Here is a 22,634-nt window from a genome sequence, read left to right as displayed (position 1 = left end):
CCGTTTCGAGTTAAATTATTCGTTTTGTAAATAAGCTGAATGAACACTCTGCTTTTTTTTCATTCCTTGCAGTTGTAGATTAATTGCTAATTTTCCCTGCTCAGCAAGTGTTTCAATTTGCGTATTAATTTCTAATACTTGGTTAATCACTTGTGAAATTCCATCACTCTCTTCAATACCACCTTGCAATGATACTGCTTGATTAAAACTTTCCGATGAAAAGTATTGCTGCATCACTTTTTTTCGTTCAACCTCCCGTTCTGGCAAACACGCCCAGTCACCCGCTTCTGCTGCACTCAACATACTTTGGCTGATGTTTAAAAATTGAGCTAATTCAAGCGACTGTTGCATATTATTATAGTCCTATACGTCAATTCTATATTCTTGCTTTCGCTAATGACGCAGGTCTTTTTCCTGCATCACTTTTCGCATGTTCATCAATAACATCTTGTGGAATCGCATCCCAACCTGATTTTATATCAACAAGTAAGGTCGTTACTTCATCCAGCATTTCTAAGGAGTTATTCAGATTTGCCTGAGTTAAACGACTATTCATATAGATGTATAATGATTCAAGATTCTCAGAAATTTTACCGCCCTGAGTATGATCTAAACTAACCCTTAAGCCTTCAATAATTGAAATAGCCCAAGAGATATGCTCACCTTTCTTGGCAATGTCCCCATTTTTCATAAAGCCCTTGGCCTTGGATATTTTTTCCAATGCACCTTCCATCAGCATTTGTATCAAACGATGAGGGTTTGCAAAAGCTGCCGTGCTTTGATTGCCCACTTGAGCATATTTGTTCATTGCAGCTTGATTATGTGTGTAATTCATAAAGTATCCAAGTAGGTTGTCTGATAAACGGTCTGATAAACTGTCTAATAAGCTGAAGTTAAAGCTTAATTAGTATTGAATCGGTCTTACTAAGATTATCGGCCAGCATTCAATTTTCTATAGGTATGATTGATAGAAAGAATAAATTTAATTTATTCTCATTATTTGCGCGTAAAACCTGGTAAATTAGCTAATTGTTGTGCTAAGTAGCTACTGGTTGAGTTTGATTGCGAAATAATGTTGTCTAAATTACCAAATTGTTTTAATAAACGTTCTTCAATTTTTCCTAAACGATATTCCATGGTTAATTGCCGTCCCTCATTATCCTTAATCCGGGTATTAAGCGCATTTTCACGACTTTTAAGCAAGCCATCAAAGCTCAAATATTCATCCATTTGAGCTTCTAAGCGAAAGGCAATGCCTTTGTTATCATTGGCAAATAACTGCGAGATACCTTCATAATCCTTAGCAATAGCAGCATCCAACTTACTACTATCCAATTCCAGCTCTCCCGTCTTAGCATTACTAGTGATGCCCATTTCTGATAGGAAGTTAAATGCACCGCCAAGTCCAGCACTAGTATTAAATTCACCGCGAATATTAGATAAAATACTATTGGTAATACTATCCCCTTCCAAACCACTTTTCTTTAACGCATTGGCGGTACTGAGAAAGGTGTTAAAGGCACTGACAAATGTACCAATACTTGTTTTGACCGCTTCTGTATCTCTTTGAATGGTTAAATCAGCCACACTGGTACTGGGTTTAAGTAAATTAAGCGATATTCCTGAAATAGCATCTTTGATTGAATTAGAAGCACTGGTGATGGTATAGGCATTATCAACCAGTACAGTAGCATCCAAAGCTGTTTGTTTTTCAGTTAAGTCCAATTGAGTCACAGCATTGCCCGTTGAACTCACTGTAATTGCATTAGCAACGCCGGTGTCTGATGCGGTCAACACTAATTGAAATGCACTACCACTTTCCTGAACAATAGAGGCTGAAACACCGACATTTCCGGATTCGGCGGCAGCATTAATGGCATCACGAATTTCTGCCAATGATTTACCATTAATATCAATTGAAAAGGAATCTGTGCCATCACTAATATCTAAATTAGCATCCGTAGTAATAGCACTAGTGGTATCAGCAAAGGCAGCCGTCGAACCAAACTTATTGGACCGGGCTAAGTTTTGCACGTCAATAGAAAATGTACCGGGTGCAGCGTTGCTATCCACGGTTGCCGTAAAACTTTGATCGGTAGAAGCTTCTGATGTAGAAACTTTATAAGTTTCAAACTTATCAAGCGAGCCTAAATTACCCATTGATGTTTGAAAAGATGACATCGCACTTTTTAAGCGACCAAAAGCACTGAGTTGAGATTGATAATTACTTTCTTTTTGTTGCAGACGTATTAGAGGGCGACTTTCAACTTGCATCAATTGATCAACCAGTCCTCTTACATCAAGGTTAACACCTCCTAGAGACAAACCAGCCATAATATCGACTCCACTATACTATTTTTATTTTATTACTTTCATAAAAGAAACTAAGCAGCCTTAAACGTTAAAACCACTTAGTACAAGTATCATATTTAAACACTTGTTTTTAAAAACACTCCTTCAGCTGCCGTTTGAGAGCTATAGGAATCTTTACGCTCATTAACACTTTGATTCAGTCCTGCACTTATATTCTGCAAATTTCTTGCCAACTGAAGAATTTCTTCTGAGGGAATTTGCCTGAGAACCTCATCGGTTTCTTTATCTTTAACATTGATAATAATTTTTCCGACATCTTTATCAACACTAAACTCAAGATTACGTTGAACATTCTGTAAAGCATTATTTAACTGAGTAATTGTCTTATCCAGTTCTTCTTCACGTACATCTTTAGATGCTTCAGCTTTCGTATCTTCAGTGGAAGAGGCAATTTCTTGCCGTGCCTGGCCACTTTGATCGCTTTTGACTGCACCTTTAGTATCTGCTTTTTGGCTATTTTGCAAAGGCTGAACCAAATTTTCACGTACGAAACCATTAATTGCATTCAAATCCGGCAATTTGGTATTCATATTAAAATCGGCCATAATTTTCTCCTAAAAGACTCAGCACTCACATTAAACAATCAATTTGAGTGCTCAGTCATTCACCTTTACCCTAATAAGCCTAGCACACTTTGTGGTAAAGCGTTAGCCTGTGACAACACCGAGGTGCCCGCTTGCTGTAAGATTTGGAATTTGGTTAAATTAGCCGTTTCTGCAGCAAAATCAGCATCTTCAATACGACTACGTGCAGCGCTGAGGTTTTCAGATGCATTTTCACCATTACGTATAACTGAATCAAAACGATTTTGAACGGCACCCAAAGTCGCCCTTTCGGTGTTAATAGCAGTTAAAGCCGCATCAACAGTCGCAATCATCGCAGATGCTTCTGCAACGGTACCCACACCACCCGTCAGTGTTGCATCAACTGATTGTGTAGTCACGGTAATAACATTATTACCACCCGCATCAGGACCCACCTGGAAAGCAAAAGCTTGAGCACTAGCACCAATAACAGCTACACCATTAAATTCTGTTTGTTGAACACGTAAGATTTCAGCTTTAAGCTGTGATACTTCTGTATTGAGTGCAGCTCTATCAGTACTACTATTGGTTGCATTCGCTGATTGAACAGCCAATTCACGAATGCGCTGCATATTACTAGACATCTCATCATATGCACCTTCAGCAGTTTGTGCTAGAGAAATTGCATCTGCCGCGTTACGAGTACCCTGATTATAACCACGAATTTGTGCAGTAAAACGTGAAGCAATCGCGATACCAGCCGCATCATCTTTCGCACTATTAATACGTTTACCGGTTGACAATCTTTCCAGTGCCTGAGTTAGACCAGTATTAGTACGATTTAAACTACTTTGCGCGCTTAATGAAGGAACATTAGTGTTAATTACTTGTGCCATGACGACATCTCCTGTGATATGCCCCACTGATCCCGTATTGTTTTGATACAATCTTGTGTATTTTACAAAAACGAATTGTGGAGAAATTTACTATGCGGATATACTCTCGTCTTCCTATTTATTCTAGAAAGTGGAATATTCACCGCCTCTTGAACATAATTAGCGTCGGGAGATGTGTTTTCTTTAGAAATATATTCAATTTATTTTAAATAAAACAATTTAAAGAACCAATAGAGTAACTTCTCAATAAGTCTGTGCATTTAAACAGCACAAACTTTACCTTTCAGCAACTCAGGCAGATATGGGATCAAATTTCTCTTGCTGATCCGGTCATTAATAAAATCCCAGAATGAAATTCCTTGTTTCAAACAAGTTTTCTTTAAACTGACAAAGGTATCTCTGCAAAGTTGCCCATCCTTTGAGCGTGTACTACCACTAATTTTACGCTTAATAACATATTCTCGAATATCATTTTCACTCAAATTATTATGAAGAGGAATATCAGGCCGTTCCAATACCAGCAGTAATTCTGTTTTATTTCTTGCCAATCGTTTCAGTGCCTGATTCAACGTTTCAAAGCTTGTTTTAGTCCGGCACAATTCATCAAAATGTTCAGCAATCGCTGACTTCAACGGATCATCTGGCTCAAGTTTATATTGTTTGAGATCATAAAATAGTTCCCAAATCTGAGTATGTACCCAGTTCAGTTCTTTATCATGTCGCTCATTGAGTGGTAGTATCCGCTGAAACACTCTGTCTGCATGTATCCAACATAATGCGTGCAACAAAATATCAAATTGTCCTGCATCATCACTCACAATCACCAAATCACTTGGAAAGCCACTGTTAATTAATGCCCCCAGTAAAGCGCCTTCTGTGGCAATGCGAACATGCCGTTGTGTTATGATACTATTGTTCTGCAGATAGTATTTCCAGGCTTCTTCATTATCAAAGCAAGTCTGATGACTTTGTTCAATAACGCTCAATGGCTTGTGAGGTAATTTTTCTGCTCTCATATAATCAAGTGCTGCATCGTTGAGCGTATAATCAACAGCAGCACCTCGTAACAATTGTAGAAAATTAATCCGGCTCTTATATCGAGTACTTGAAAACCAGGCAAAGGTTTCATTGCCAACGTGAGTACAATAACCATTCTTTCCATCATGACGACTACCCGTATCATCAACATGGATATAAGTACTATTGTTGATACCGGCAGTTAGCAATGTATTTTTTCAGTATGAAAATGGTCTTTGTCATGGATTAAAATCTCATTGATCTGACCCGTTGAAATATCAAAACCTAATTCTGTTAATTGTTGTATTATCAATGGCTGAGTCACTCTCTGGTGATAATATTGATAAACGATATAACTCTGTAATGTATGGCCAAAATGTCCTATATGTGTATCAAAGCTCAATTTTCCTATACAGGTATCACCATCGGGTGTTTTATAGCGAGCCAATCGATAACGAGTATTGAAAGGCTTAATCAGCAGCTCCTGAACAAAATAATCCTGATACCCTAAAAAACGTGAATGTTCTGGCAGGTTATCTGGTTTGATAACGGTGGTTTTATGAATAGCCAATTTCTTCTTTCGTTTACGACTTTTACTAGTCCCATTTCCTGAGTTGTTTTTTCTTGCTTCCTGAATGACCTGTCGGATTATCATTGTCATCATCCTTTGGCAATTTACTGGCTCTTATTTAGGCTTTGGAGGTAGCTTTTAAGCTTAGCAACTTCTGTTTTAAGGGCATCGATTTCAACCTGTTGGTTTTGAATGATTTCCTGTTGTTGCTCCATGAAAGCAAGGAGTAATCGGACTACCGGTGTCTTTTCTTCTTCAGGTATCTCTGGAATTGGAGGTAATTTTTTCACTATAATCAATACAGGTTGTTTTCAATAAAACAATTGTATCATGGCTTTTTAAGGCTCTTTAGTTTGCCCTGTGTTGATCAAACTCCCTCTCAGTTAAGATAATATTCAAAAATATTCTATTTCGATCTGAGACAGATCGACAGGATCATTTATAGGGATAAATTACATGGGGCAGTGAAAATGCAATTTTTGTCCTCTAAAATGCTGTCAAGACTTTTTTTGTTTTTATTTCAAGTTTTGCACAGACTTATTGAGAAGTTACTTTCGTTCTAGATAAGTTACTTATTTTAATGGTTTTTATTAAATCAAAAGGCGTATCACCAATTGTACTTTCTAAGTAGTTTTTCAGCTCATTTGAGGCTTTTGAATACTTTATTGATAATTTAACAACTGTTTCAGATGGAAAAATCAATTCAGAACTAACACCCTCAATTATTTTAATATTCATTTTATAATGCTCATAAAACAACTGAAGTGTTCCTAAATCATAAGCAACTTTTAACCTTGAATCGCGGATTCAACTCTGAAGTGCAACGCAGGAAATTCCAGTTCTTGCAAATGATTTTTTCATTGCCTGGAATGGTGTTTGAAAGCCGAGTGCCTTTCTAGGTCTATTATTAAGTTTTTCCATCATGTTGTAAACCTCTTTATCAGTCACTTCTTTAAAGTCTGTATCTTTAGGAAAATATTGTCTAATCAGTCCATTAGTATTTTCATTTAACCCTCGCTCCCATGAAGAATAAGGGTGGGCAAAATAAAATGCTGTATCAAGAGCTTTGCTTACCTGCTCATGATAAGCAAACTCTTTGCCATTGTCTGCGGTAATACTATGAAGCCTGTCTTTAAAGGGTTTAAGCAATTGTATTGTTGCTTGTGTCACCCAATCAGCCTGTTTGCCATTCACTCTTGCTACTAATGTGTAAAGCGTTTTTCTTTCTACAATCGTGACCAGAGCACCACTGTGTCCTTTACCGATCACTGTATCAATTTCCCAGTCACCAACACGACGTTTATCATCAACAATCTTAGGACGGTCATCAATGGAAATTCGATTAATTATTTGTCCTCGACTGCTTTTACCGTTACTACCACGCTTTTGGTATTTCTTTCCCTGACGCCTTAAATACTGATGTAAATCACCACCTTGCTTCTTATCATCCCATATGTGTTGATAAATACGTTCATGGCTAAGAAGTAGCATTTTGTCATTCAGTAACCAACCTGATATCTGTTCAGGACTCCACTGGTGCTGTGAAAGCTTTTCATCAATAAGGGCAATCATGTCATCCGTCATTTTAATTGCTTTAGAAGCATTGTAGCGACGCTTAACGGCTTTTTCTTGAGCTTGCTTAAATCGATAGCCACGTAAACCAGCGTTGCGTTTAATTTCACGGCATATAGTAGATTTACTCACCTCAATCGCCTGAGCAATTTTAGACTGGGAAATGCCATTTTTAATCTCAGTCGAAATGTAGTATCTTTGTTCTTGTGTCAATTGCTTGTAAGTTCTCATAAGTCACTTTACTCTTGCAGGAGAAAATGGCCGATTTTACAAGCAATTGGCCATTTTTTCGAGCAAATCATTGCTGTACTTATGATTTTTTTAGTAGCGCCGTCAGGCGCGTCGCTGGCTCATGAAATTCCCGGGGTGGCCATCGCTACGCTCGGCCACCCCGGGAATTTCATGAGCCAGCGATAAACCAGCAAATATCACAAATACAACCAAATAGTGTTGCACTTATGAGTTGAATCTAAGCTACTAATTATAACCCATCATTTGTGGTATCCATAGCACAATGGCAGGAAAGGTAATGAGTACGGCTATGGTAATCACATCAGCAATAAAGAATGGGGTAACGCCACGAAACACATCTTGTACTGAGCATTCCGGTCTGACACCTGCCACGACAAAACAGTTGAGGCCAATAGGTGGTGTTATTAAACAAATTTCGGCCATCTTCACCACAATGATACCAAACCAAATAGCACAACCAACACCTGAGACACCAAAGGCAGAGTCTGCGGCACTGACAGTTTCACCACCATTTAAGGCAATGACCGCAGGGTAAACAACGGGTAATGTCAGTAATAACATGCCAATGGCATCCATAAACATGCCCAGAACAGCATAGGCTAATAGGATCATGATTAAAATCAGCATCGGGCTATAATCCAAAGCACTGATCCATTCTGAAAAAGCACCGGGTAAATCGGCAAAACCTAAAAACCGCACATAGAGCAATACGCCCCAGATGATGGTGAAAATCATCGCAGTGAGCTTGGCGGTTTCCATCAGGGAATCTTTCAACTCTTTCCAGCGCATGCCTTTAAATAAGGCCAGGCAAAGAATAATAAATGCACCTAATGACCCTGCCTCGGTGGGAGTACCAACGCCACCATAGATGCAGATCATAATATTCGCAACCACCAGAAAAATAGGTAACGCACCCGGTAAGCTTTCAAATCGTTGTTTCCAACTAAAACCGGTGACGGGAGGGCCGACATCTTTGCGCACCGAGGCCAGAAAAACCACCAAACCACCATAAATCAAAGCGGATACTGCGCCAGGTAAAAAACCCGCCATTAATAAAACACCCACGTCCTGTTCAACAATAATGGCATAGATAACCAGGATAGCCGAGGGTGGAATCAAGGAAGCTAAAGTGCCACCGGCGGCGACTACCCCGGCAGCAAAGCGTTTGTCATAGCCCAGTTTTAACATTTCTGGAATTGCAATACGGGCAAAAACAGCCGAAGTGGCAACCGAAGCACCGGATACTGCGGCAAAACCCGCCGTTGAGAAAACCGTCGCCACACCCATGCCACCTGGCAACCAGCCTAACCAGCGTTTAGCGGCTTCAAACAAAGCCCGCGTGAGTCCAGCATGGTAGGCTAAAAAGCCAATCAGAATAAACGTGGGAATCAATGATAAAGCCAGGGTTGATACTTTTGAATGGGGAATCGTACCCGCCATTTTTACCGCGACAATAAAGCCTTTTTCAAAGCCTAACTTAGCTGAGAAAATCCACACTAGGCCAATAAAACCGGCCATCGCAGCAGCAAAGGCGACACGCACACCGATAATAACAAAGAGCATCATCGAAGCCGTCACCCATAGGCCGATACTGATAGAGTCCATATCCCCCATGGTTTGAAACAAGCTTTCAAATGCACTCATCGGCCATCCCTATCTGTCACAGAGCCAGTCTCAGAACCACTCAATGACTCCGCTTCCTGAGCCGCTACTGTCGCTGCGTCTTCAATTAATGGCACTACCACTGGCGTTGTTGTGTTACTGCGTAAGGCTCTGGCATAGCCCCATATTTGTAGTAATAAACGTAAAGCTAGGACGCTTAATGCCACAGGTACCACTAATTTTGCTGGCCAGGTTGGCAGATCAATATCCAGAGATGAATCACCCAGAGAGTAAGCACGTAAAAAGTGTAAATAAGAACCATAGATGAGCACTAAGGTCATCAACAACATGAGAATAGATGAGAGAATTTCAACCAGCCAAAGTCTGCGTCCATGAAGATGACTGACGATAATATCCATACGAATATGACCACCCTGACGCATGGTATAGGCAATACCTAGAAAAGCCATAAAGGCCATTGCTTGTTCAACCCAGTCAATATAGCCACTGACTGGCATATTGAACAACCAGCGACCTAGGACATTAGCTGTGGCTAAAAATACCAAGAGAAATATCACTATTCCACCGAGTAAATTTAACCCTGACTCAAGTTTAAAAAAAGTCCTGTCCAGCCAACTTAACGTTGATTGATCGCTCAATACTGGTGAGTGATTTGACATGCTGTGTCATTCCTTGGAGAACGTAGGGTGGGCACGGCTTTATCTGCCCACCCTACTATTTTGTATTCATTACCAGTGGGGTCGGAGCAAATGGCTTAAAATTATAATATTTATAACAAAATAAAATCTAATGCCATTTGACCCTGCTCCTTATTGTTTGCTTACTAAGCTCTTATTTACTGAATAATGTTTCAGTAAAATCATACAAACTTTGTGCATCAAAGTTTTTACTATTACTTTTTATCCAATCCTTACGGACTGATTCAGACAAGGCATTGAGTTTTTTGGTTTGTTCCGCTGAAAAAGTTACTTGAGTTAAGCCCTGCTCTTTTATTGCCGCTTCATATTTAGCGGTGGTCTTGTCATTATAGTTTTTCACATAATATGCCATCGCTTCATCAACCGAGCCCAGCAAGGCTTCTTTGTGTGCTGGTTTAAGCGAGTTCAAAGCATCGGTGTTAACAACCACTGGGCAGTTCGCCGAGCCAAGATTTAAATTGGTGGTTGCCCACTTGCCGACTTTATAAGTTTTAGTGGCAAGAGGAGCATGGGGAGCAAACGAAGCGGCATCAATAACACCCGAATCCATAGACTGACGGACTTCAGAAAAAGGCACACTGGTTTTAACCGCACCTAATTGCTCTAAAACGCCCATAATACCGCCGGGGCCACGCACCCGAAGGCCTTTAAAATCAGCCAAACTATTCAGAGCATCGGATTTACTAATAATATTATACTGAGGTAAAGGGGTTGGCATTAACAAGGTGGCATTCCAACGCGCCAGATCTTTACTGACAATCGGGTTTTCATAAACCGCTTGGTAAATTTTTGCGATACGGCTTAAAGATAAATTTTGCGAAAATGGTAGTTCAGTGACGGTAATGGTCGGGTTCTTTTTCTTATGATAAAAGGAACAAAACTGTGCCATTTCAAAAGCACCAAATGAAATACCATCTAAATTCTCACGCGATTTAGATAAACCGCCATAAGAAATTTTCAGTTTGAAATCCCCCTTGGTTTTCGCCTCAACCAGTTCTGCAATTTTTTCTACATGTTCAGTAAAGGCACGTCTTTTCCCCCAAAGAGACACATTCCATTCAGTCGCAGCTAATACCTCTCCGGCAAAAAAACTACTGATCATGGTGGCTAAAATTATCGGCTTAAAGCAAACTGGCATATTATGCTCCAATAAACATCAGGGAATTAAAAAATATCCCAAGAATACTATCACATAATGAAAAGAAGCACAGTATAGTTTAGCGGGTCATTTTTTTCACAAAAACGACGACAAAAAGTGCAATGGTAAAATTGCCGGTGAACGCTTCCAGTGCTGCAATCGGTCGTGCCGCAGCAACAGGCACTAAATCACCATAGCCCAGGGTTGTAAATGTCACCACACTAAAATAGAGGCACTCTAAAAAACTAATAAAATTAGTATAGAGAGAAGCAGACAAATCAATTTGAACAGGCTGACCATTGCCTTCAATGCCCATAAAAAAATATAAAATGCTGCAAGCACCAATCAACAATAAAGAAAACAACACCACGTTCAATGGTCGCTCGCCATAACCACAAAACCAGTCAACGGTTTTTGACACCATGCGCTGAAAGGAAAACTTAGGTAATTGGTAGCGACGCATGACCATTTCTTTGTAGAAAAAGTAACCAGAAGTTTCAAACAAGCCCTGATTTTCAGCCGCTTTTCTCAGGTTTCGATAAATCTCTTCAGCTTGCTCCAGACAATCCAACATTGCTGTTCTATTTCCCTGACGATCGGCCTTGTGGGCATTTTTTTCCTGTAAGATTTGCTTGCCCCAAGTGACATTTTCTATCCGGGCATTTGTTAGGTTTACCCCGAGTAAATTACAATCTTCCAGGTTGGCACAATGTAAATTGGCATTTCGTAAATCGGCTTTCATTAAAGAAGCACCGTGTAAATCAATGTGGAAAAGATGCGCGCCACTGAGCTTGGCATGATACAAATCTGCGTAGGAGAAATCATAGCCCTGTTTAGAATTATAATTGACCAGATTAATTTCTGTTAAATCGGCTCTTTTTAAAGAATAGCCGGATAAAGACACACCCGACTGGGCTTGCTGTTGTAATTTTTCGCTCAGATTCGGTGCTGTTTTTATTGCTTGTTGATTGTGCCAATAACAATAATCTGAATTTTTTAATGGCAGTTGTTGGCATTGCAGACCTTCAGGTGAGGTGTAGTAACAATGGTGATCGGATTCTTGCTCATGGGTCAAAGTATTTCTCCTTTACGAGCAAAATGCTTGATTATTAATTTGTAGTTTAAAAATCGTATTTTTTCAATGTAGGTGGTATATTTTGTTGTTTTGTTTATGCCATTGATGATGTGCTTCGATCCTCAGCAGTACACTTTAAAAAGCTTCAAAATCAATACTAGTGGTATAAATATCTTTAATTTTTGGATAGAAAAACTTGCCGGGATTCGAATATCACCCGCTTTCTCCAGTGCTAACAGATCCAGACTGGCGTTCAATACGACGCAAAAGATAATGCTTCATTATGGATATGATGCTGAAATTAGAGAGACTAACAACTGAAACTGATTTAATTGGTCGGGACAGTAGGATTTGAACCTACGACCACCAGCACCCCATGCTGGTGCGCTACCAGGCTGCGCTATGCCCCGAAACAAGAAAAATATCTGGGATCAGATATTCTGTTTTGTGGCGCACATTATAAACACAGATAAAACCTATATCAAGCAGTTTTCTCCCTAAACATGGCCACTATAGCCATAATGCTTAGAACTGCCTCCAATTATCAGAGGTCTAGCCCTCATGTCGATTTTTATGAAAAATAGCTCATCGCTTTCAAGGCAAGATAGGGCACGAGGTTAAATATCAATATAGCAATTTTATAATTACCCAGATACTGCATATAAAGCACGGGTAAATCCGTTTGCTTTACTCCGAACAATTGACTATGAAGGGATAAAATGGGACGACTAAAGAGTTTCAAAACAATAATAGAAGCTACAAATACACTGATATTAATAATAGAACAATAACCCAAAAAACTAACGAAAGCGTTTATTTCAAACATACTTTAAAACCTGTTTAATTTCATTCTAAAAGCGGAGAGGAACCAACTTACCTTTAAAGCCTTTGCCGCTAAATTCGTTGCCGCAGACAACAATTCACTCTTTGATGCGGTGCGCAATGGTATTCTACAGGGGATGAATCCCTTTACACTCTACTGGTCAGGCAAGATACCGGCTTCGGTCTTTCTCTCCTCTTATCCCGGTGACCCCGATCAACCACACCAGTGGGATACCCTCTTTTATGCTCTGGGTATGGTGGCAGAAGTATTCCAAAAGTTCGGCGTTTCAACGGTCAGTCTACCCGGTGATGATGTGGTGCTTTGGTTTGGTGTTTTGTATCTGGTGAATATGCAAATGTCTTTCCTAAGCCCACCCTTTGGCTATGCACTTTTTTATATCAAGGGGGTTTGTCCACCTGAAATTACGATGGCGACTATTTTTAAATCCGCACTGGCTTTTCTTGCCATGCAAGCTATAGCCTTAATGCTATGTATTATGCTACCCGGCCTTGTTACCTGGTTGCCTAATCTCGTTTACGGATAAGCGAATAAGTGCTTTTTTTTGGGGCGGGGGGTGAATGCGCTTGCATCCACCCCTCATATATACCATTATCCTTTTAGCATTCCGTCACATTAACCGCCAGCCCACCCAATGATGTTTCTTTGAAAATATGCGACATTTCCTCGCCGGTTTGTTTCATAGCCGCAATGCAATTATCTAAGGGCATAAAATGCTCACCATCGCCTCTGAGCGCAAGTGATGCCGCTGTATAGGCCTTGATGGCACCGAAACCATTGCGTTCAATACAAGGCACTTGCACCAGTCCATGTACTGGATCACAAGTCATACCCAGATGGTGCTCAAGGGCAATTTCTGCAGCATTTTCAACTTGTTGATGACTGCCGCCACGCACCGCACAAAGACCAGCCGCCGCCATCGCTGCCGCAACACCAACTTCACCCTGACATCCCACTTCAGCACCCGAGATAGAACTACGGTGCTTTATAATGCCGCCGATGGCGCTCGCCGTTAATAAGAACGATCTCGCCTGTTCTAAAGTACCTTTTTTATGCTGCATAAAGTAATAAAGTACAGCGGGTATAACCCCAGCAGCACCGTTGGTCGGCGCTGTAACAACCATGTGACCTGCTGCATTTTCTTCATTCACTGCCATTGCATAGGCACACAGCCAATCATTAATTTCAACATCATCAGGATGCTGTTGATATTGTTGGTATAATTGTTTCGCCCTTCTCGCTAATTCCAGACCACCGGGAATAATGCCCTCAGTCTTCAAACCATTGTGGATACAGCCTTGCATGGCATTCCAAATCGTGTCCAAACCATGATTCAACGCCTCTTCTGACATATACTCAAGCTCATTGAGGCGTTTCATTGCAGTAATCGTCAGACCGCTCAGCGTTGCCATCTCCAACATAGAACGTGCTGAGTTAAAGCCATAGGGTAATGCATCAGTCTTTGCCATTTTCAATGGCGCAACCAATTGCTTAATTTCCGCATGGGTATTAATAAAGCCACCACCAATAGAGAAATAGGTTTCTGAAAGCAGCACCTCACCCGCAGCGTCAAGCAGATTTAAAATCAGTCCATTGGGGTGCTCAGGCAGTGCCTCGCCTTGATCAAAGATAATATCTTCAGCCGGTGAAAAACTAACATGACACTGCTCATCTATCTTAATATTTTTATCTTGCCAAATACGTTGCACTATGGAGTCCAAGTCTTCATCGGCAACTTCTATGGGCGTGTATCCCTGTAGCCCTAAGGCCACAGCACGATCGGTCGCATGCCCTTTGCCGGTTAAAGACAAAGAGCCTTTAAGGACACATTGAATAGAAAGTTTTTGCTCATTGGGGTGGGTTGATAAGTATTGTTTAATAAGGCGAGTAAATTCATAGGCAGCTAGCATCGGCCCCATCGTATGGGAACTAGAGGGGCCGATACCCACTTTAAAAAGCTCAAGAACACTAATGTACATAGACTATCTCTTTAATATTTTTTTAACCAAAACATACATTAGAGAGTAGCACATTAAGCACCTTGTAGGGCACGTGCTTCAAGTGCCGCAATTCTTGCTTCAATCGGTGGATGGGATGAAAAGAGCGCCATAAACCCACCTTTGTCATTAATGCCGAAGGCTGCCATTTGTTCTGGTAAGGCTTCCGGCTCTACTTGTCCCAGACGTTTCAGAGCATTAATCATATTTTGATGACCGGCTAAATCTGCACCGCCGGTATCAGCAATAAACTCTCGTTTTCTGGAAAAATACATCACGATAGTGGATGCCAGAATTGATAATACCACCTGGGCAATCATGACGGTTATAAAATAACCGATACCATGTCCCTGCTCATTTTTCAAAATAACACGATCAACCACATGACCCACTATACGCGACAAAAATACCACAAAGGTATTCACCACACCTTGTATTAAAGCTAAAGTCACCATATCACCATTGGCAATATGACTCATTTCATGCCCGACAACGGCTTCAATTTCGCCTTGGCTCATTGAATCCAATAAACCTTGGGAAACAGCCATTAGGGCATTGTTTTTGCTCGCGCCGGTGGCAAAGGCATTCATTGCGGGCGATGGAAAAATAGCCACTTCAGGCATTTTTATGCCGACAATTTTGGCCTGTTTTTCGACAATATCGACTAACCATTGTTCCATATTATTGGCTGGTTGAGTGATAACCACCGCACCGGTCATGCGTTTTGCCATCCATTTGGAAATTAGCAAAGAAATGAACGAGCCACCAAAGCCAATCACACCAGAAAGAATAACCAGTGCTTGTATATTAAGATCGGAGCCATTAGCCGCGAGTATGCTATCAACACCCAAAATCCTCAGGGTGATACTCAACACAAACATAATAGCGATATTCGTGGCGATAAATAATAGAATGCGTTTCATTTTGTTACCTGTTTAAACAATAAATAATGATAAAATAATAACTGCTTACTTACTTAATGAAGCCAATGCGGTAAGAATTCAATGGGATGATAGCGTAAACATAACAACAATATAATTCGAATATCTACAACACTTAGTTCGTATTTTTCGAACATTCATCCTATTTCATACAATAAAAACCGTGGATTAAATACCGCACGACAATTGCACCCAGCAAAAAAATAAGATATAAGTATCTTTTTATATTAATCAGTAGCGTCTCACATTACAAAGGTAGAAAATCCCCATGGCGATTAAACAAGATCAAATTGTTGCAATTCAATACAGCGCAAGCGTTGAAGATGAAACCATTGATAATAATATGGATGCAGCAGAGCCACTTTTTTTCATGTATGGTCGTGGGCAAATGATGCCAGGCTTGGAAAGCCGTATCGCTGATATGAATGTGGGTGACTCTGCTGATTTAGACATCCCTTCTGCCGAAGCTTATGGCGCCTATGATCCTGAAGCAGTGCAAACCGTGCCTAAAGAGCATCTGGCTCATTTAGATCTACATGAAGGGCTGGTATTACAAGGTCAGGGAGATGGTGGCGAACCAGTGATGGTGGTTGTCAAAGAAATCACTGACGACAAGGTGATAATGGATCATAATCACCCTATGGCCGGCAAAGATGTCAGCTTCTCTGTGACGATTAAGGATATCCGTGATGCCAGTGAAGACGAACTGACCATGGGTGTTGCGGCTGAAAACCAGCACCATCATCATCATCATCATGAAGAAGGCAGTGGTTGCTGTGGTGGCGGTGAATCAGATAAGAAGGATGGTGGTTGCTGTCACTAACCCCTGTCGCTAAAGTCTATTGCTAAATACTGTTTCTAAAAAGCATCACTCAATATCAATCGGCGAAACATCCATACCATCATAGGCATGGATGTGGTATTGCTGAGCAAGTTCATGCAATTGTTGATTTCTAGCATGCAGGCTGTCAATGCTGTGTTGCTCGATCTTTTCCAGTTGTAGCCAATACATATTATCGGGATAGGACTGATTGATCTCTAATATGTCATACCCCTGTTGCTGAAACTCATTGGCAAGTTGTTGCAAGGGTTCTTTGCTTTGGTGTTTAAAAAAATAGCCCCATGACAGTGCTTGCTCCATATTCCAGCCTGCCTTGCGCATTTTTTTGAAGAGTTGCTCTAGTTCATCTTTGTTAATCATAATTAACCTGAATTCTGTAAATAACCTGAGTCCCGGATAATAATTAATGGGATTGTTCAGTTTGTATTATTTGTGATGCGCTTCGTTCCTCAGCAGCATCCTACTTCCTACTGTTCTATTAGGCATAAAAAAACCGACTCATGAGTCGGTTTTTTTATGTTTGTTGCTTTTTATGTTTGTTGCAATGTCATATCAGGCTTTTAAGATATCCAACACTTCTTCCAGTTCAGTTCTTAATTGAGAAATGATCTGATGACTACGGGTGACATCTTCTTTGGATTCTTCACCTTCGAGTTTTTGTCTCGCACCACCAATGGTATAACCGTGTTCATAGAGTAAACTACGAATTTGACGGATCATAATAACGTCTTGGCGCTGGTAATAACGACGATTACCACGGCGTTTGACCGGCTTTAGTTTGGGAAATTCCTGTTCCCAATAGCGAAGTACGTGAGGTTTTACGTCACAGAGTTCACTGACCTCTCCAATGGTAAAATAGCGCTTCCCCGGTATAACGGGAAGTTCATTATTATTCGACGCTTCCAGCATATGCTTCTACCCGAGCCTTTAGTTTTTGTCCTGGTTTAAATGTAACCACCCGACGTGCAGAGATAGGGATCTCTTCGCCGGTTTTAGGGTTGCGACCAGGGCGCTCGCTTTTATCCCTGATATCAAAATTCCCAAATCCAGATAGTTTTATCTGTCCACCTGTTTCAAGAGCAATTCGCAACTCTTCATAAAAAGCTTCAACAAACTCTTTTGCTTCGCGTTTGTTTAGACCTAATTCATCAAATAATCGTTCTGCCATATCGGCTTTGGTTAGCGCCATCTTTTTCTCTTTTTTCTTAACTATTTCCAGTGATACTTAAAGAATCACTGGATTTTAAGAGTTAATCTCTTAGTTTAGCTCCGTGTTGTTGCTCAAGGTCACTCAGTACTGCTTGAATCAGAGTATCAATTTCGTCATCTTTTAATGTCCGAGATTGTTCTTGCAAGCTCAGGCTAACCGCCAGGCTCTTTTTACCCGCATCAACACCGTCACCAACATAGACGTCAAACAGTTCCACCCTTACATTGCTCTCACTTTCACTGCTATTTTGACCAGTTTCCTGTTCAGCAGCCTTATTTTGAGCCAAAGTCGTCTTTGCTGTCTGTCGAATAGTATTAATTATAGCAGATGAATTCGTTTCGTCATCTACAATAATAGCAATATCTCTGCGAATTGCAGGAAATTTCGACATAATTTTGAAATTAGGTACTTTTGCGCCCGAAATAGCCGCAAATTCCAGTTCAAAAAGTATACTTGTGCTCTTTACATCCATTGCCTTGGCAACATTGGGATGCAAGGTACCCATCCAGCCAACTGGATGATTATCTTTATAAATTCTTGCTGATTGTCCAGGATGCAGTGCTGGATTTTGTTCCGCTGCAAAGTGATAACTTGCTAAATCACCGCCCAAACTCAAAAGTGCCTCAACATCGGCCTTTAGATCAAAGAAATCAACTGCTCGGGCTTTCTCACCCCATTGCTCCGGAAAAGCTGTACCGTTGATAATACCAGCAATCATCACCTCTTGTAAAAGGCCATCTTTACTCGAAGCATTATTAGCATCAGTACTCGCCTCATTAGAATTAGAAGCAGAATCTGCACCAGGCACAAAACGCGAGCCCACTTCAAACATCCGAATGCGATTCTGCTGGCGATTTTGATTGTACACTAAAGCGCCAATTAAACCTGTCCATAAGCTGGTGCGCATCACTGACAGTTCTTCAGAAATTGGATTGGTCAGCTTAATACCGGGATTATCCGGGGTAATTAAATTCTGTGCCTTGGGTTCAACAAAGCTATAACAAATGGCTTCCTGATAACCCAGATCAACCATCAATTGCTTCACTTTCAGTTCATTAATGGTGTCTTCAGGGCAGGCAGACATTTCAATCGAGCCATGAGGCAAGGTAAATGGCAAATTATCATAGCCATAAATACGCCCTATTTCTTCTATTAAATCAACATCATATTCGATATCAAAACGAAATGCCGGGGCCGTTACTTGCCAACCATCATCACAGTCTACCACGTCCATTTCTAAACGCTGCAGGACATCCTTCACAGTTTTATCATCTATCTCAACGCCAAGCACCTTAAGAATTTTTTCTTTACGCAAGAAAACGGCTTTGGCTTGTGGAATATGAGCAGCAAAACGCTGTTCGGCAATCGGCCCAACTTCGCCACCGGCAATTTGCAAAATCAACTCGGTGGCACGTTCAATGGCCTGAACTTGCAACTCAGGCGACACGCCCCGTTCAAAACGATGGGATGAGTCAGTATGCAGGCCGTGTGCACGGGCTTTACCGATAATCTTTTCTGGATTAAAGAAGGCACTTTCTAATAAGATATGTTGGGTGTTATCACCCACGGCTGAGCTTTCGCCACCCATAATACCTGCCAAGGCCAAGGCCTGATTGTCATCAGCAATGACCAGGTTATCACTGTTTAAGCTGATCTCCTGACCATCTAACAAACTCAGTTTCTCATCCTGTTGTGCCATACGGACATTAATTTTTCCCTGAATCTTATCCAGATCGAAGGCATGCATGGGCTGACCTAGCTCAATCATCACAAAATTGGTGATATCAACTAAGGGGCTGATAGAGCGGTTGCCACAACGACGTAATTTTTCCTGCATCCACATAGGCGTTTCAGCCTTGATGTTGACGTTTTTGATGATACGACCCACGTAACGTGGACAAGCTTCCTGAGCATCAACATTAATGTCCATGGTGTCATCAATAGTGACCGTTTGTTCTGTAATGCTGACCGGAGTCACATCATTGCGTGTCATGACGCCAGTTTCCCGGGCAATGCCCGCAATTGAGAAACAATCACCGCGATTGGGCGTCAAGCCTAATTCGATACTGACATCATTGAGTTGCAAATAGTCATTAATGGTCGTCCCTATCGGTGCATCTAGAGGTAATTCCATAATGCCTTCAGCATTATCAGCCAGGCCGATTTCTTTTTCTGAGCAGAGCATCCCCATGGATACAACGCCACGTAATTTGGATTTTTTGATTTTAAAATTGCCCGGCAAGACGGCTTTGATCATTGCACAGGCAACAATCAAACCGGGACGGGCATTTTTAGCACCACAAACAATTTGCAAGGGTTGTTCGGAGAGTTCACCGACATCCACAAGACATACTTGCAGTTTATCGGCATCAGGATGCTTTTCTGCACTGAGGATTTTACCGATAACAACACCAGTATGCTCTGGTGCGACGGGTTCAATGGCATCGACTTCTAGGCCGGCCATGGTGAGCTGATGTCCCAATACGCTAGTGCTCAGGTCTGGATTAACCCATTCTCTTAGCCATTGTTCACTGAATTTCATATTTTTTATTTCCTGGACTTCTGGTACTTATCTTATGCTGATTAAGGGGGGAAGCGCTCTTATTGTAAGGAGCTTTCAAGCTACGCAAACTGGCGTAAAAACCGCAGGTCATTTTCAAAGAAAAGACGCAGGTCATTGACCCCATAGCGGAGCATGCTCAGACGTTCAACGCCCATGCCAAAGGCAAAGCCACGGTATTTTTCACTATCAATACCAGCATGACGGAACACTTCAGGATGTACCATGCCACAGCCTAAGACTTCTAACCAACCGGTATGACTACAGACACGACAGCCTTTGCCACCGCACATGACACATTCGATATCCGCTTCTGCCGAGGGTTCAGTAAACGGAAAATAGGAAGGTCTGAAACGCACTTTGAGGTCTTTTTCAAAGAATTGTTTAAGAAAATCATCCAAAATACCTTTAAGATCGGTAAAACTGACCTCTTCGTCTACCATTAGGCCTTCAACCTGGTGAAACATTGGCGTATGGGTGACATCGGAATCACAGCGATAAACACGACCGGGCGCGATCACTCGCAAAGGGGGTGCCTGATTTTCCATGGTGCGAATTTGCACCGGCGAAGTATGGGTTCTTAGCACCGTATGCGGATCAAAATAAAAGGTGTCATGCATGGCACGTGCTGGGTGAGACTCAGGAATGTTGAGTGCTTCAAAATTATGATAGTCATCTTCAATTTCCGGCCCGGTCTTCACTTCAAAGCCCATTTCAGCAAATAAAGATTCGATGCGCTGCAAAGTACGACTAATCGGATGCAGGCCACCAATCTGTTCACCACGTCCGGGTAAAGTCACATCAATGGTTTCAGAACGCAATTGTTCCGCCAAAGCCGCTTCTTGTAAGTTTGTTTTCTTATCCGAAATTAAGGCCTGTACTGCTTGTTTGGCTTTATTAATCACTTGACCAGCCTTAGGGCGCTCTTCCGCAGACAACTTGCCCAAGCCTTTCATTAGCGACGTTATTTCACCTTTTTTACCTAGGTAATTAACTCGAATTTGTTCCAAAGCATCAATTTTATCTGCAACTTCAATCGCTTGTTGTGCTTCTGCAACTAGTTTGTCCAGGTTTTCCACCGTGTAGCCTCTATTTATTTCGCTGATTCTTTACGATTAATCTTTTACTCTATTGCCAATCAATAAAAAGGGGGAAGACTTTCGCCTTCCCCCTTTTTTGTCATGTACAAAGTTTTACAACTCTGAACGATAGACTATGCAGAAAGTGCAGCTTTTGCTTGTTCAGCAATCGCAGCAAATGCACCTTTATCAGCAATTGCCATATCAGAAAGGACTTTACGGTCGATTTCGATATTAGCTTTTTTCAGGCCATTGATCATACGGCTATAGCTCAAACCGTTTTCACGTGCGCCCGCATTGATACGTGCAATCCATAACTGACGGAATTGACGCTTGCGTTGACGACGGTCACGATACTGATATTGACCGGCCTTAGTAACAGCTTGTACCGCTGCACGGAAGACATTTTTACGACGACCGGAATAACCTTTCGCCAGTTTAATAATTTTCTTGTGTTTAGCATGTGCCTGAACACCACGTTTTACTCTTGCCATTTTATCTGCTCCTTCCTATTTAAAGAGTTAAACTAAACGTAACATACGTTTAATTGCTGGAGCATCTGACGCATCAACAGAGTCAGGGCCACGTAAATGACGCTTACGCTTGGTGGTCATTTTAGTCAGGATGTGACTACGGTTGGCATTGCCGCGTTTAATACGGCCAGAACCAGTTACGCGAAAACGCTTTGAAGCGCCACGTTTAGATTTCATTTTTGGCATAATACACCTCTATATACAACTACGCATTGATTCATAATAGAAAAATTATTTTGCCTATTATGTTTAGTAAAACAACAACACTTAATGACTCAGAAAGATGGCCTGAGGTAGGTCTCTTAGTGAGTGGTTGCTACTTCTTGCTTTTTGGCGCTAACACCATCGTCATCTGACGACCTTCAAGCTTGGCACGTTGTTCAACATTGGCCAGTTCTTCAAGATCTTTAGCTACTCGATTCAGTACGTCCATTCCTAGCTCACGATGAGCCATTTCTCGACCACGAAAACGAATAGTGACTTTGGTTTTATCACCGTTTTCAAGAAAGCGTGTCAGGTTGCGTAATTTGACCTGATAATCGCCTTCTTCAGTTCCGGGTCGGAGCTTAACCTCTTTGACCTGGGTTTGTTTCTGTTTTTTCTTTTCCTGAGCCTTTTTCTTCTTTTGCTCAAAAATAAATTTACCGTGATCCATGACCCGACACACAGGAGGATTGGCCGTTGGCGCAATCTCCACTAGGTCCATTTCACTATCAGCGGCCAATCGCTTGGCATCGGCAAGGCCCATAATCCCTGCTTGCTCCCCGTCTGCGCCAATGACTCGAAGTTCTTTAGCTATAATATCGTCGTTTATACGGGTTTTGTTTGATTTGGATTTATCAAACTGTCTTCTTGGGGCTGCGATGGGTTATTTCTCCTGAATTTGACCACTG

General features: G+C 41.3%; 26 protein-coding genes, 1 tRNA gene and 1 pseudogene. 2 read left to right on the top strand and 26 right to left on the bottom strand.

All coding sequences use genetic code 11. The features are described from left to right. Positions 1-15 precede the first annotated feature (15 nt). From JEU79_RS09945 to JEU79_RS09875, 16 genes are all read right to left on the bottom strand, one after another. Complete coding sequence (locus tag JEU79_RS09945) at positions 16-351, bottom strand: flagellar protein FliT (protein ID WP_198263992.1); 336 nt, start codon at positions 349-351, stop codon at positions 16-18. A gap of 25 nt (positions 352-376) precedes the next feature. Beyond that, entirely contained in the window at positions 377-835 is a 459-nt protein-coding gene (fliS, locus tag JEU79_RS09940; protein ID WP_198263991.1) for a flagellar export chaperone FliS, read from the bottom strand. A 161-nt stretch (positions 836-996) separates the two neighbouring features. Then, a complete protein-coding gene (fliD, locus tag JEU79_RS09935) occupies positions 997-2,334 on the bottom strand; it encodes a flagellar filament capping protein FliD (protein WP_198263990.1) in 1,338 nt (445 codons plus the stop codon). A gap of 95 nt (positions 2,335-2,429) precedes the next feature. Then, positions 2,430-2,918, bottom strand: coding sequence for a flagellar protein FlaG (locus JEU79_RS09930; protein ID WP_198263989.1), 489 nt, complete (start codon positions 2,916-2,918; stop codon positions 2,430-2,432). 65 nt (positions 2,919-2,983) lie between these two features. Then, on the bottom strand, positions 2,984-3,793 hold the full coding sequence (locus JEU79_RS09925; RefSeq protein WP_198263988.1) for a flagellin N-terminal helical domain-containing protein: 810 nt from the start codon (positions 3,791-3,793) through the stop codon (positions 2,984-2,986). Positions 3,794-4,053: 260 nt separating this feature from the next. Further along, the gene (locus JEU79_RS09920) at positions 4,054-5,019 is read right to left on the bottom strand and encodes an IS66 family transposase (RefSeq protein ID WP_198262524.1); all 966 of its coding nucleotides are present in this window, start codon (positions 5,017-5,019) and stop codon (positions 4,054-4,056) included. Continuing rightward, a complete protein-coding gene (locus tag JEU79_RS26290; RefSeq protein ID WP_246540148.1) occupies positions 5,013-5,465 on the bottom strand; it encodes a hypothetical protein in 453 nt (150 codons plus the stop codon). Before JEU79_RS26290 ends, JEU79_RS09920 begins: the two co-directional genes overlap by 7 nt. A gap of 20 nt (positions 5,466-5,485) precedes the next feature. Then, positions 5,486-5,671 (bottom strand): hypothetical protein, encoded by a 186-nt coding sequence (locus JEU79_RS09915; RefSeq protein ID WP_198263987.1) that lies wholly within the window; start codon positions 5,669-5,671, stop codon positions 5,486-5,488. A gap of 247 nt (positions 5,672-5,918) precedes the next feature. Then, entirely contained in the window at positions 5,919-6,119 is a 201-nt protein-coding gene (locus tag JEU79_RS09910) for a hypothetical protein (RefSeq protein ID WP_198263986.1), read from the bottom strand. Positions 6,120-6,188: 69 nt separating this feature from the next. Next, positions 6,189-7,184, bottom strand: a complete 996-nt coding sequence (locus tag JEU79_RS09905) for an IS30 family transposase (RefSeq protein WP_198263143.1) — start codon at positions 7,182-7,184, stop codon at positions 6,189-6,191. A gap of 246 nt (positions 7,185-7,430) precedes the next feature. Beyond that, entirely contained in the window at positions 7,431-8,810 is a 1,380-nt protein-coding gene (locus JEU79_RS09900) for a TRAP transporter large permease (protein ID WP_198265947.1), read from the bottom strand. Positions 8,811-8,845: 35 nt separating this feature from the next. Continuing rightward, entirely contained in the window at positions 8,846-9,487 is a 642-nt protein-coding gene (locus tag JEU79_RS09895) for a TRAP transporter small permease subunit (RefSeq protein WP_198263985.1), read from the bottom strand. 172 nt (positions 9,488-9,659) lie between these two features. After that, positions 9,660-10,664 carry a C4-dicarboxylate TRAP transporter substrate-binding protein gene (locus JEU79_RS09890; protein WP_198263984.1) on the bottom strand — a complete coding sequence of 335 codons (1,005 nt, stop codon included), beginning with the start codon at positions 10,662-10,664 and terminating at the stop codon, positions 9,660-9,662. Positions 10,665-10,743: 79 nt separating this feature from the next. Then, positions 10,744-11,739 carry a pentapeptide repeat-containing protein gene (locus JEU79_RS09885; RefSeq protein WP_198263983.1) on the bottom strand — a complete coding sequence of 332 codons (996 nt, stop codon included), beginning with the start codon at positions 11,737-11,739 and terminating at the stop codon, positions 10,744-10,746. Positions 11,740-12,072: 333 nt separating this feature from the next. Next, positions 12,073-12,149, bottom strand: a tRNA-Pro gene (locus JEU79_RS09880). 161 nt (positions 12,150-12,310) lie between these two features. Beyond that, the gene (locus JEU79_RS09875; RefSeq protein ID WP_198263982.1) at positions 12,311-12,565 is read right to left on the bottom strand and encodes a DUF6868 family protein; all 255 of its coding nucleotides are present in this window, start codon (positions 12,563-12,565) and stop codon (positions 12,311-12,313) included. Positions 12,566-12,839: 274 nt separating this feature from the next. Between JEU79_RS09875 and JEU79_RS27995 the strand changes: the two are divergent. Then, positions 12,840-13,106 (top strand): annotated as a pseudogene (locus JEU79_RS27995) (TRAP transporter large permease subunit); the annotation flags it as partial. Positions 13,107-13,179: 73 nt separating this feature from the next. Here the strand turns inward: JEU79_RS27995 and JEU79_RS09860 are convergent. Both JEU79_RS09860 and htpX read right to left on the bottom strand, forming a co-directional pair. Then, on the bottom strand, positions 13,180-14,559 hold the full coding sequence (locus tag JEU79_RS09860) for an L-serine ammonia-lyase (RefSeq protein ID WP_198263981.1): 1,380 nt from the start codon (positions 14,557-14,559) through the stop codon (positions 13,180-13,182). A gap of 53 nt (positions 14,560-14,612) precedes the next feature. Then, positions 14,613-15,500, bottom strand: coding sequence for a protease HtpX (gene htpX / locus JEU79_RS09855; protein WP_198263980.1), 888 nt, complete (start codon positions 15,498-15,500; stop codon positions 14,613-14,615). 286 nt (positions 15,501-15,786) lie between these two features. Here htpX and JEU79_RS09850 point away from each other — a divergent pair, with 286 nt between their 5' ends. Then, positions 15,787-16,341 carry an FKBP-type peptidyl-prolyl cis-trans isomerase gene (locus JEU79_RS09850; protein WP_198263979.1) on the top strand — a complete coding sequence of 185 codons (555 nt, stop codon included), beginning with the start codon at positions 15,787-15,789 and terminating at the stop codon, positions 16,339-16,341. Positions 16,342-16,386: 45 nt separating this feature from the next. Here JEU79_RS09850 and JEU79_RS09845 read toward each other — a convergent pair whose 3' ends face one another. The 8 genes from JEU79_RS09845 to infC form a co-directional block, all read right to left on the bottom strand. After that, on the bottom strand, positions 16,387-16,719 hold the full coding sequence (locus JEU79_RS09845; RefSeq protein WP_198263978.1) for a ribonuclease E inhibitor RraB: 333 nt from the start codon (positions 16,717-16,719) through the stop codon (positions 16,387-16,389). A 192-nt stretch (positions 16,720-16,911) separates the two neighbouring features. Next, positions 16,912-17,268, bottom strand: a complete 357-nt coding sequence (locus JEU79_RS09840; protein ID WP_198263977.1) for a MerR family transcriptional regulator — start codon at positions 17,266-17,268, stop codon at positions 16,912-16,914. Beyond that, positions 17,249-17,548 (bottom strand): integration host factor subunit alpha, encoded by a 300-nt coding sequence (ihfA, locus tag JEU79_RS09835; protein WP_198263976.1) that lies wholly within the window; start codon positions 17,546-17,548, stop codon positions 17,249-17,251. Before ihfA ends, JEU79_RS09840 begins: the two co-directional genes overlap by 20 nt. Positions 17,549-17,609: 61 nt before the next feature. Then, a complete protein-coding gene (gene pheT, locus JEU79_RS09830) occupies positions 17,610-20,111 on the bottom strand; it encodes a phenylalanine--tRNA ligase subunit beta (protein ID WP_198263975.1) in 2,502 nt (833 codons plus the stop codon). Positions 20,112-20,191: 80 nt separating this feature from the next. Then, the gene (pheS, locus tag JEU79_RS09825) at positions 20,192-21,208 is read right to left on the bottom strand and encodes a phenylalanine--tRNA ligase subunit alpha (protein ID WP_198263974.1); all 1,017 of its coding nucleotides are present in this window, start codon (positions 21,206-21,208) and stop codon (positions 20,192-20,194) included. 134 nt (positions 21,209-21,342) lie between these two features. Continuing rightward, positions 21,343-21,702, bottom strand: coding sequence for a 50S ribosomal protein L20 (rplT, locus tag JEU79_RS09820; RefSeq protein WP_198263973.1), 360 nt, complete (start codon positions 21,700-21,702; stop codon positions 21,343-21,345). Positions 21,703-21,729: 27 nt separating this feature from the next. Beyond that, a complete protein-coding gene (gene rpmI, locus JEU79_RS09815; RefSeq protein ID WP_198263972.1) occupies positions 21,730-21,927 on the bottom strand; it encodes a 50S ribosomal protein L35 in 198 nt (65 codons plus the stop codon). A gap of 130 nt (positions 21,928-22,057) precedes the next feature. Further along, the gene (gene infC, locus JEU79_RS09810) at positions 22,058-22,606 is read right to left on the bottom strand and encodes a translation initiation factor IF-3 (protein WP_198265946.1); all 549 of its coding nucleotides are present in this window, start codon (positions 22,604-22,606) and stop codon (positions 22,058-22,060) included. Positions 22,607-22,634 lie beyond the last annotated feature (28 nt).

This window comes from sulfur-oxidizing endosymbiont of Gigantopelta aegis (assembly GCF_016097415.1).
Lineage (GTDB): Bacteria > Pseudomonadota > Gammaproteobacteria > GRL18 > GRL18 > GRL18.
Note: the sequence above shows the minus strand (reverse complement) of the source record. Positions and strands in the feature narration are given on the sequence as shown.

Excerpts from the sequence above, each read along its gene's own strand:
- JEU79_RS09945 (WP_198263992.1), bottom strand. The coding sequence starts at position 351 with ATGCAACAGTCGCTTGAATTAGCTCAATTTTTAAACATCAGCCAAAGT.
- JEU79_RS09840 (WP_198263977.1), bottom strand. The coding sequence starts at position 17,268 with ATGCTGGAAGCGTCGAATAATAATGAACTTCCCGTTATACCGGGGAAG.
- JEU79_RS09910 (WP_198263986.1), bottom strand. The coding sequence starts at position 6,119 with ATGAATATTAAAATAATTGAGGGTGTTAGTTCTGAATTGATTTTTCCA.
- rplT (WP_198263973.1), bottom strand. The coding sequence starts at position 21,702 with ATGGCAAGAGTAAAACGTGGTGTTCAGGCACATGCTAAACACAAGAAA.
- htpX (WP_198263980.1), bottom strand. The coding sequence starts at position 15,500 with ATGAAACGCATTCTATTATTTATCGCCACGAATATCGCTATTATGTTT.
- fliS (WP_198263991.1), bottom strand. The coding sequence starts at position 835 with ATGAATTACACACATAATCAAGCTGCAATGAACAAATATGCTCAAGTG.
- fliD (WP_198263990.1), bottom strand. The coding sequence starts at position 2,334 with ATGGCTGGTTTGTCTCTAGGAGGTGTTAACCTTGATGTAAGAGGACTG.
- rpmI (WP_198263972.1), bottom strand. The coding sequence starts at position 21,927 with ATGCCAAAAATGAAATCTAAACGTGGCGCTTCAAAGCGTTTTCGCGTA.
- JEU79_RS09875 (WP_198263982.1), bottom strand. The coding sequence starts at position 12,565 with ATGTTTGAAATAAACGCTTTCGTTAGTTTTTTGGGTTATTGTTCTATT.
- JEU79_RS09905 (WP_198263143.1), bottom strand. The coding sequence starts at position 7,184 with ATGAGAACTTACAAGCAATTGACACAAGAACAAAGATACTACATTTCG.
- JEU79_RS09930 (WP_198263989.1), bottom strand. The coding sequence starts at position 2,918 with ATGGCCGATTTTAATATGAATACCAAATTGCCGGATTTGAATGCAATT.
- JEU79_RS09890 (WP_198263984.1), bottom strand. The coding sequence starts at position 10,664 with ATGCCAGTTTGCTTTAAGCCGATAATTTTAGCCACCATGATCAGTAGT.
- JEU79_RS09860 (WP_198263981.1), bottom strand. The coding sequence starts at position 14,559 with ATGTACATTAGTGTTCTTGAGCTTTTTAAAGTGGGTATCGGCCCCTCT.
- pheT (WP_198263975.1), bottom strand. The coding sequence starts at position 20,111 with ATGAAATTCAGTGAACAATGGCTAAGAGAATGGGTTAATCCAGACCTG.
- ihfA (WP_198263976.1), bottom strand. The coding sequence starts at position 17,548 with ATGGCGCTAACCAAAGCCGATATGGCAGAACGATTATTTGATGAATTA.
- JEU79_RS09925 (WP_198263988.1), bottom strand. The coding sequence starts at position 3,793 with ATGGCACAAGTAATTAACACTAATGTTCCTTCATTAAGCGCGCAAAGT.
- JEU79_RS26290 (WP_246540148.1), bottom strand. The coding sequence starts at position 5,465 with ATGATAATCCGACAGGTCATTCAGGAAGCAAGAAAAAACAACTCAGGA.
- JEU79_RS09895 (WP_198263985.1), bottom strand. The coding sequence starts at position 9,487 with ATGTCAAATCACTCACCAGTATTGAGCGATCAATCAACGTTAAGTTGG.
- JEU79_RS09845 (WP_198263978.1), bottom strand. The coding sequence starts at position 16,719 with ATGATTAACAAAGATGAACTAGAGCAACTCTTCAAAAAAATGCGCAAG.
- JEU79_RS09850 (WP_198263979.1), top strand. The coding sequence starts at position 15,787 with ATGGCGATTAAACAAGATCAAATTGTTGCAATTCAATACAGCGCAAGC.
- JEU79_RS09900 (WP_198265947.1), bottom strand. The coding sequence starts at position 8,810 with ATGGACTCTATCAGTATCGGCCTATGGGTGACGGCTTCGATGATGCTC.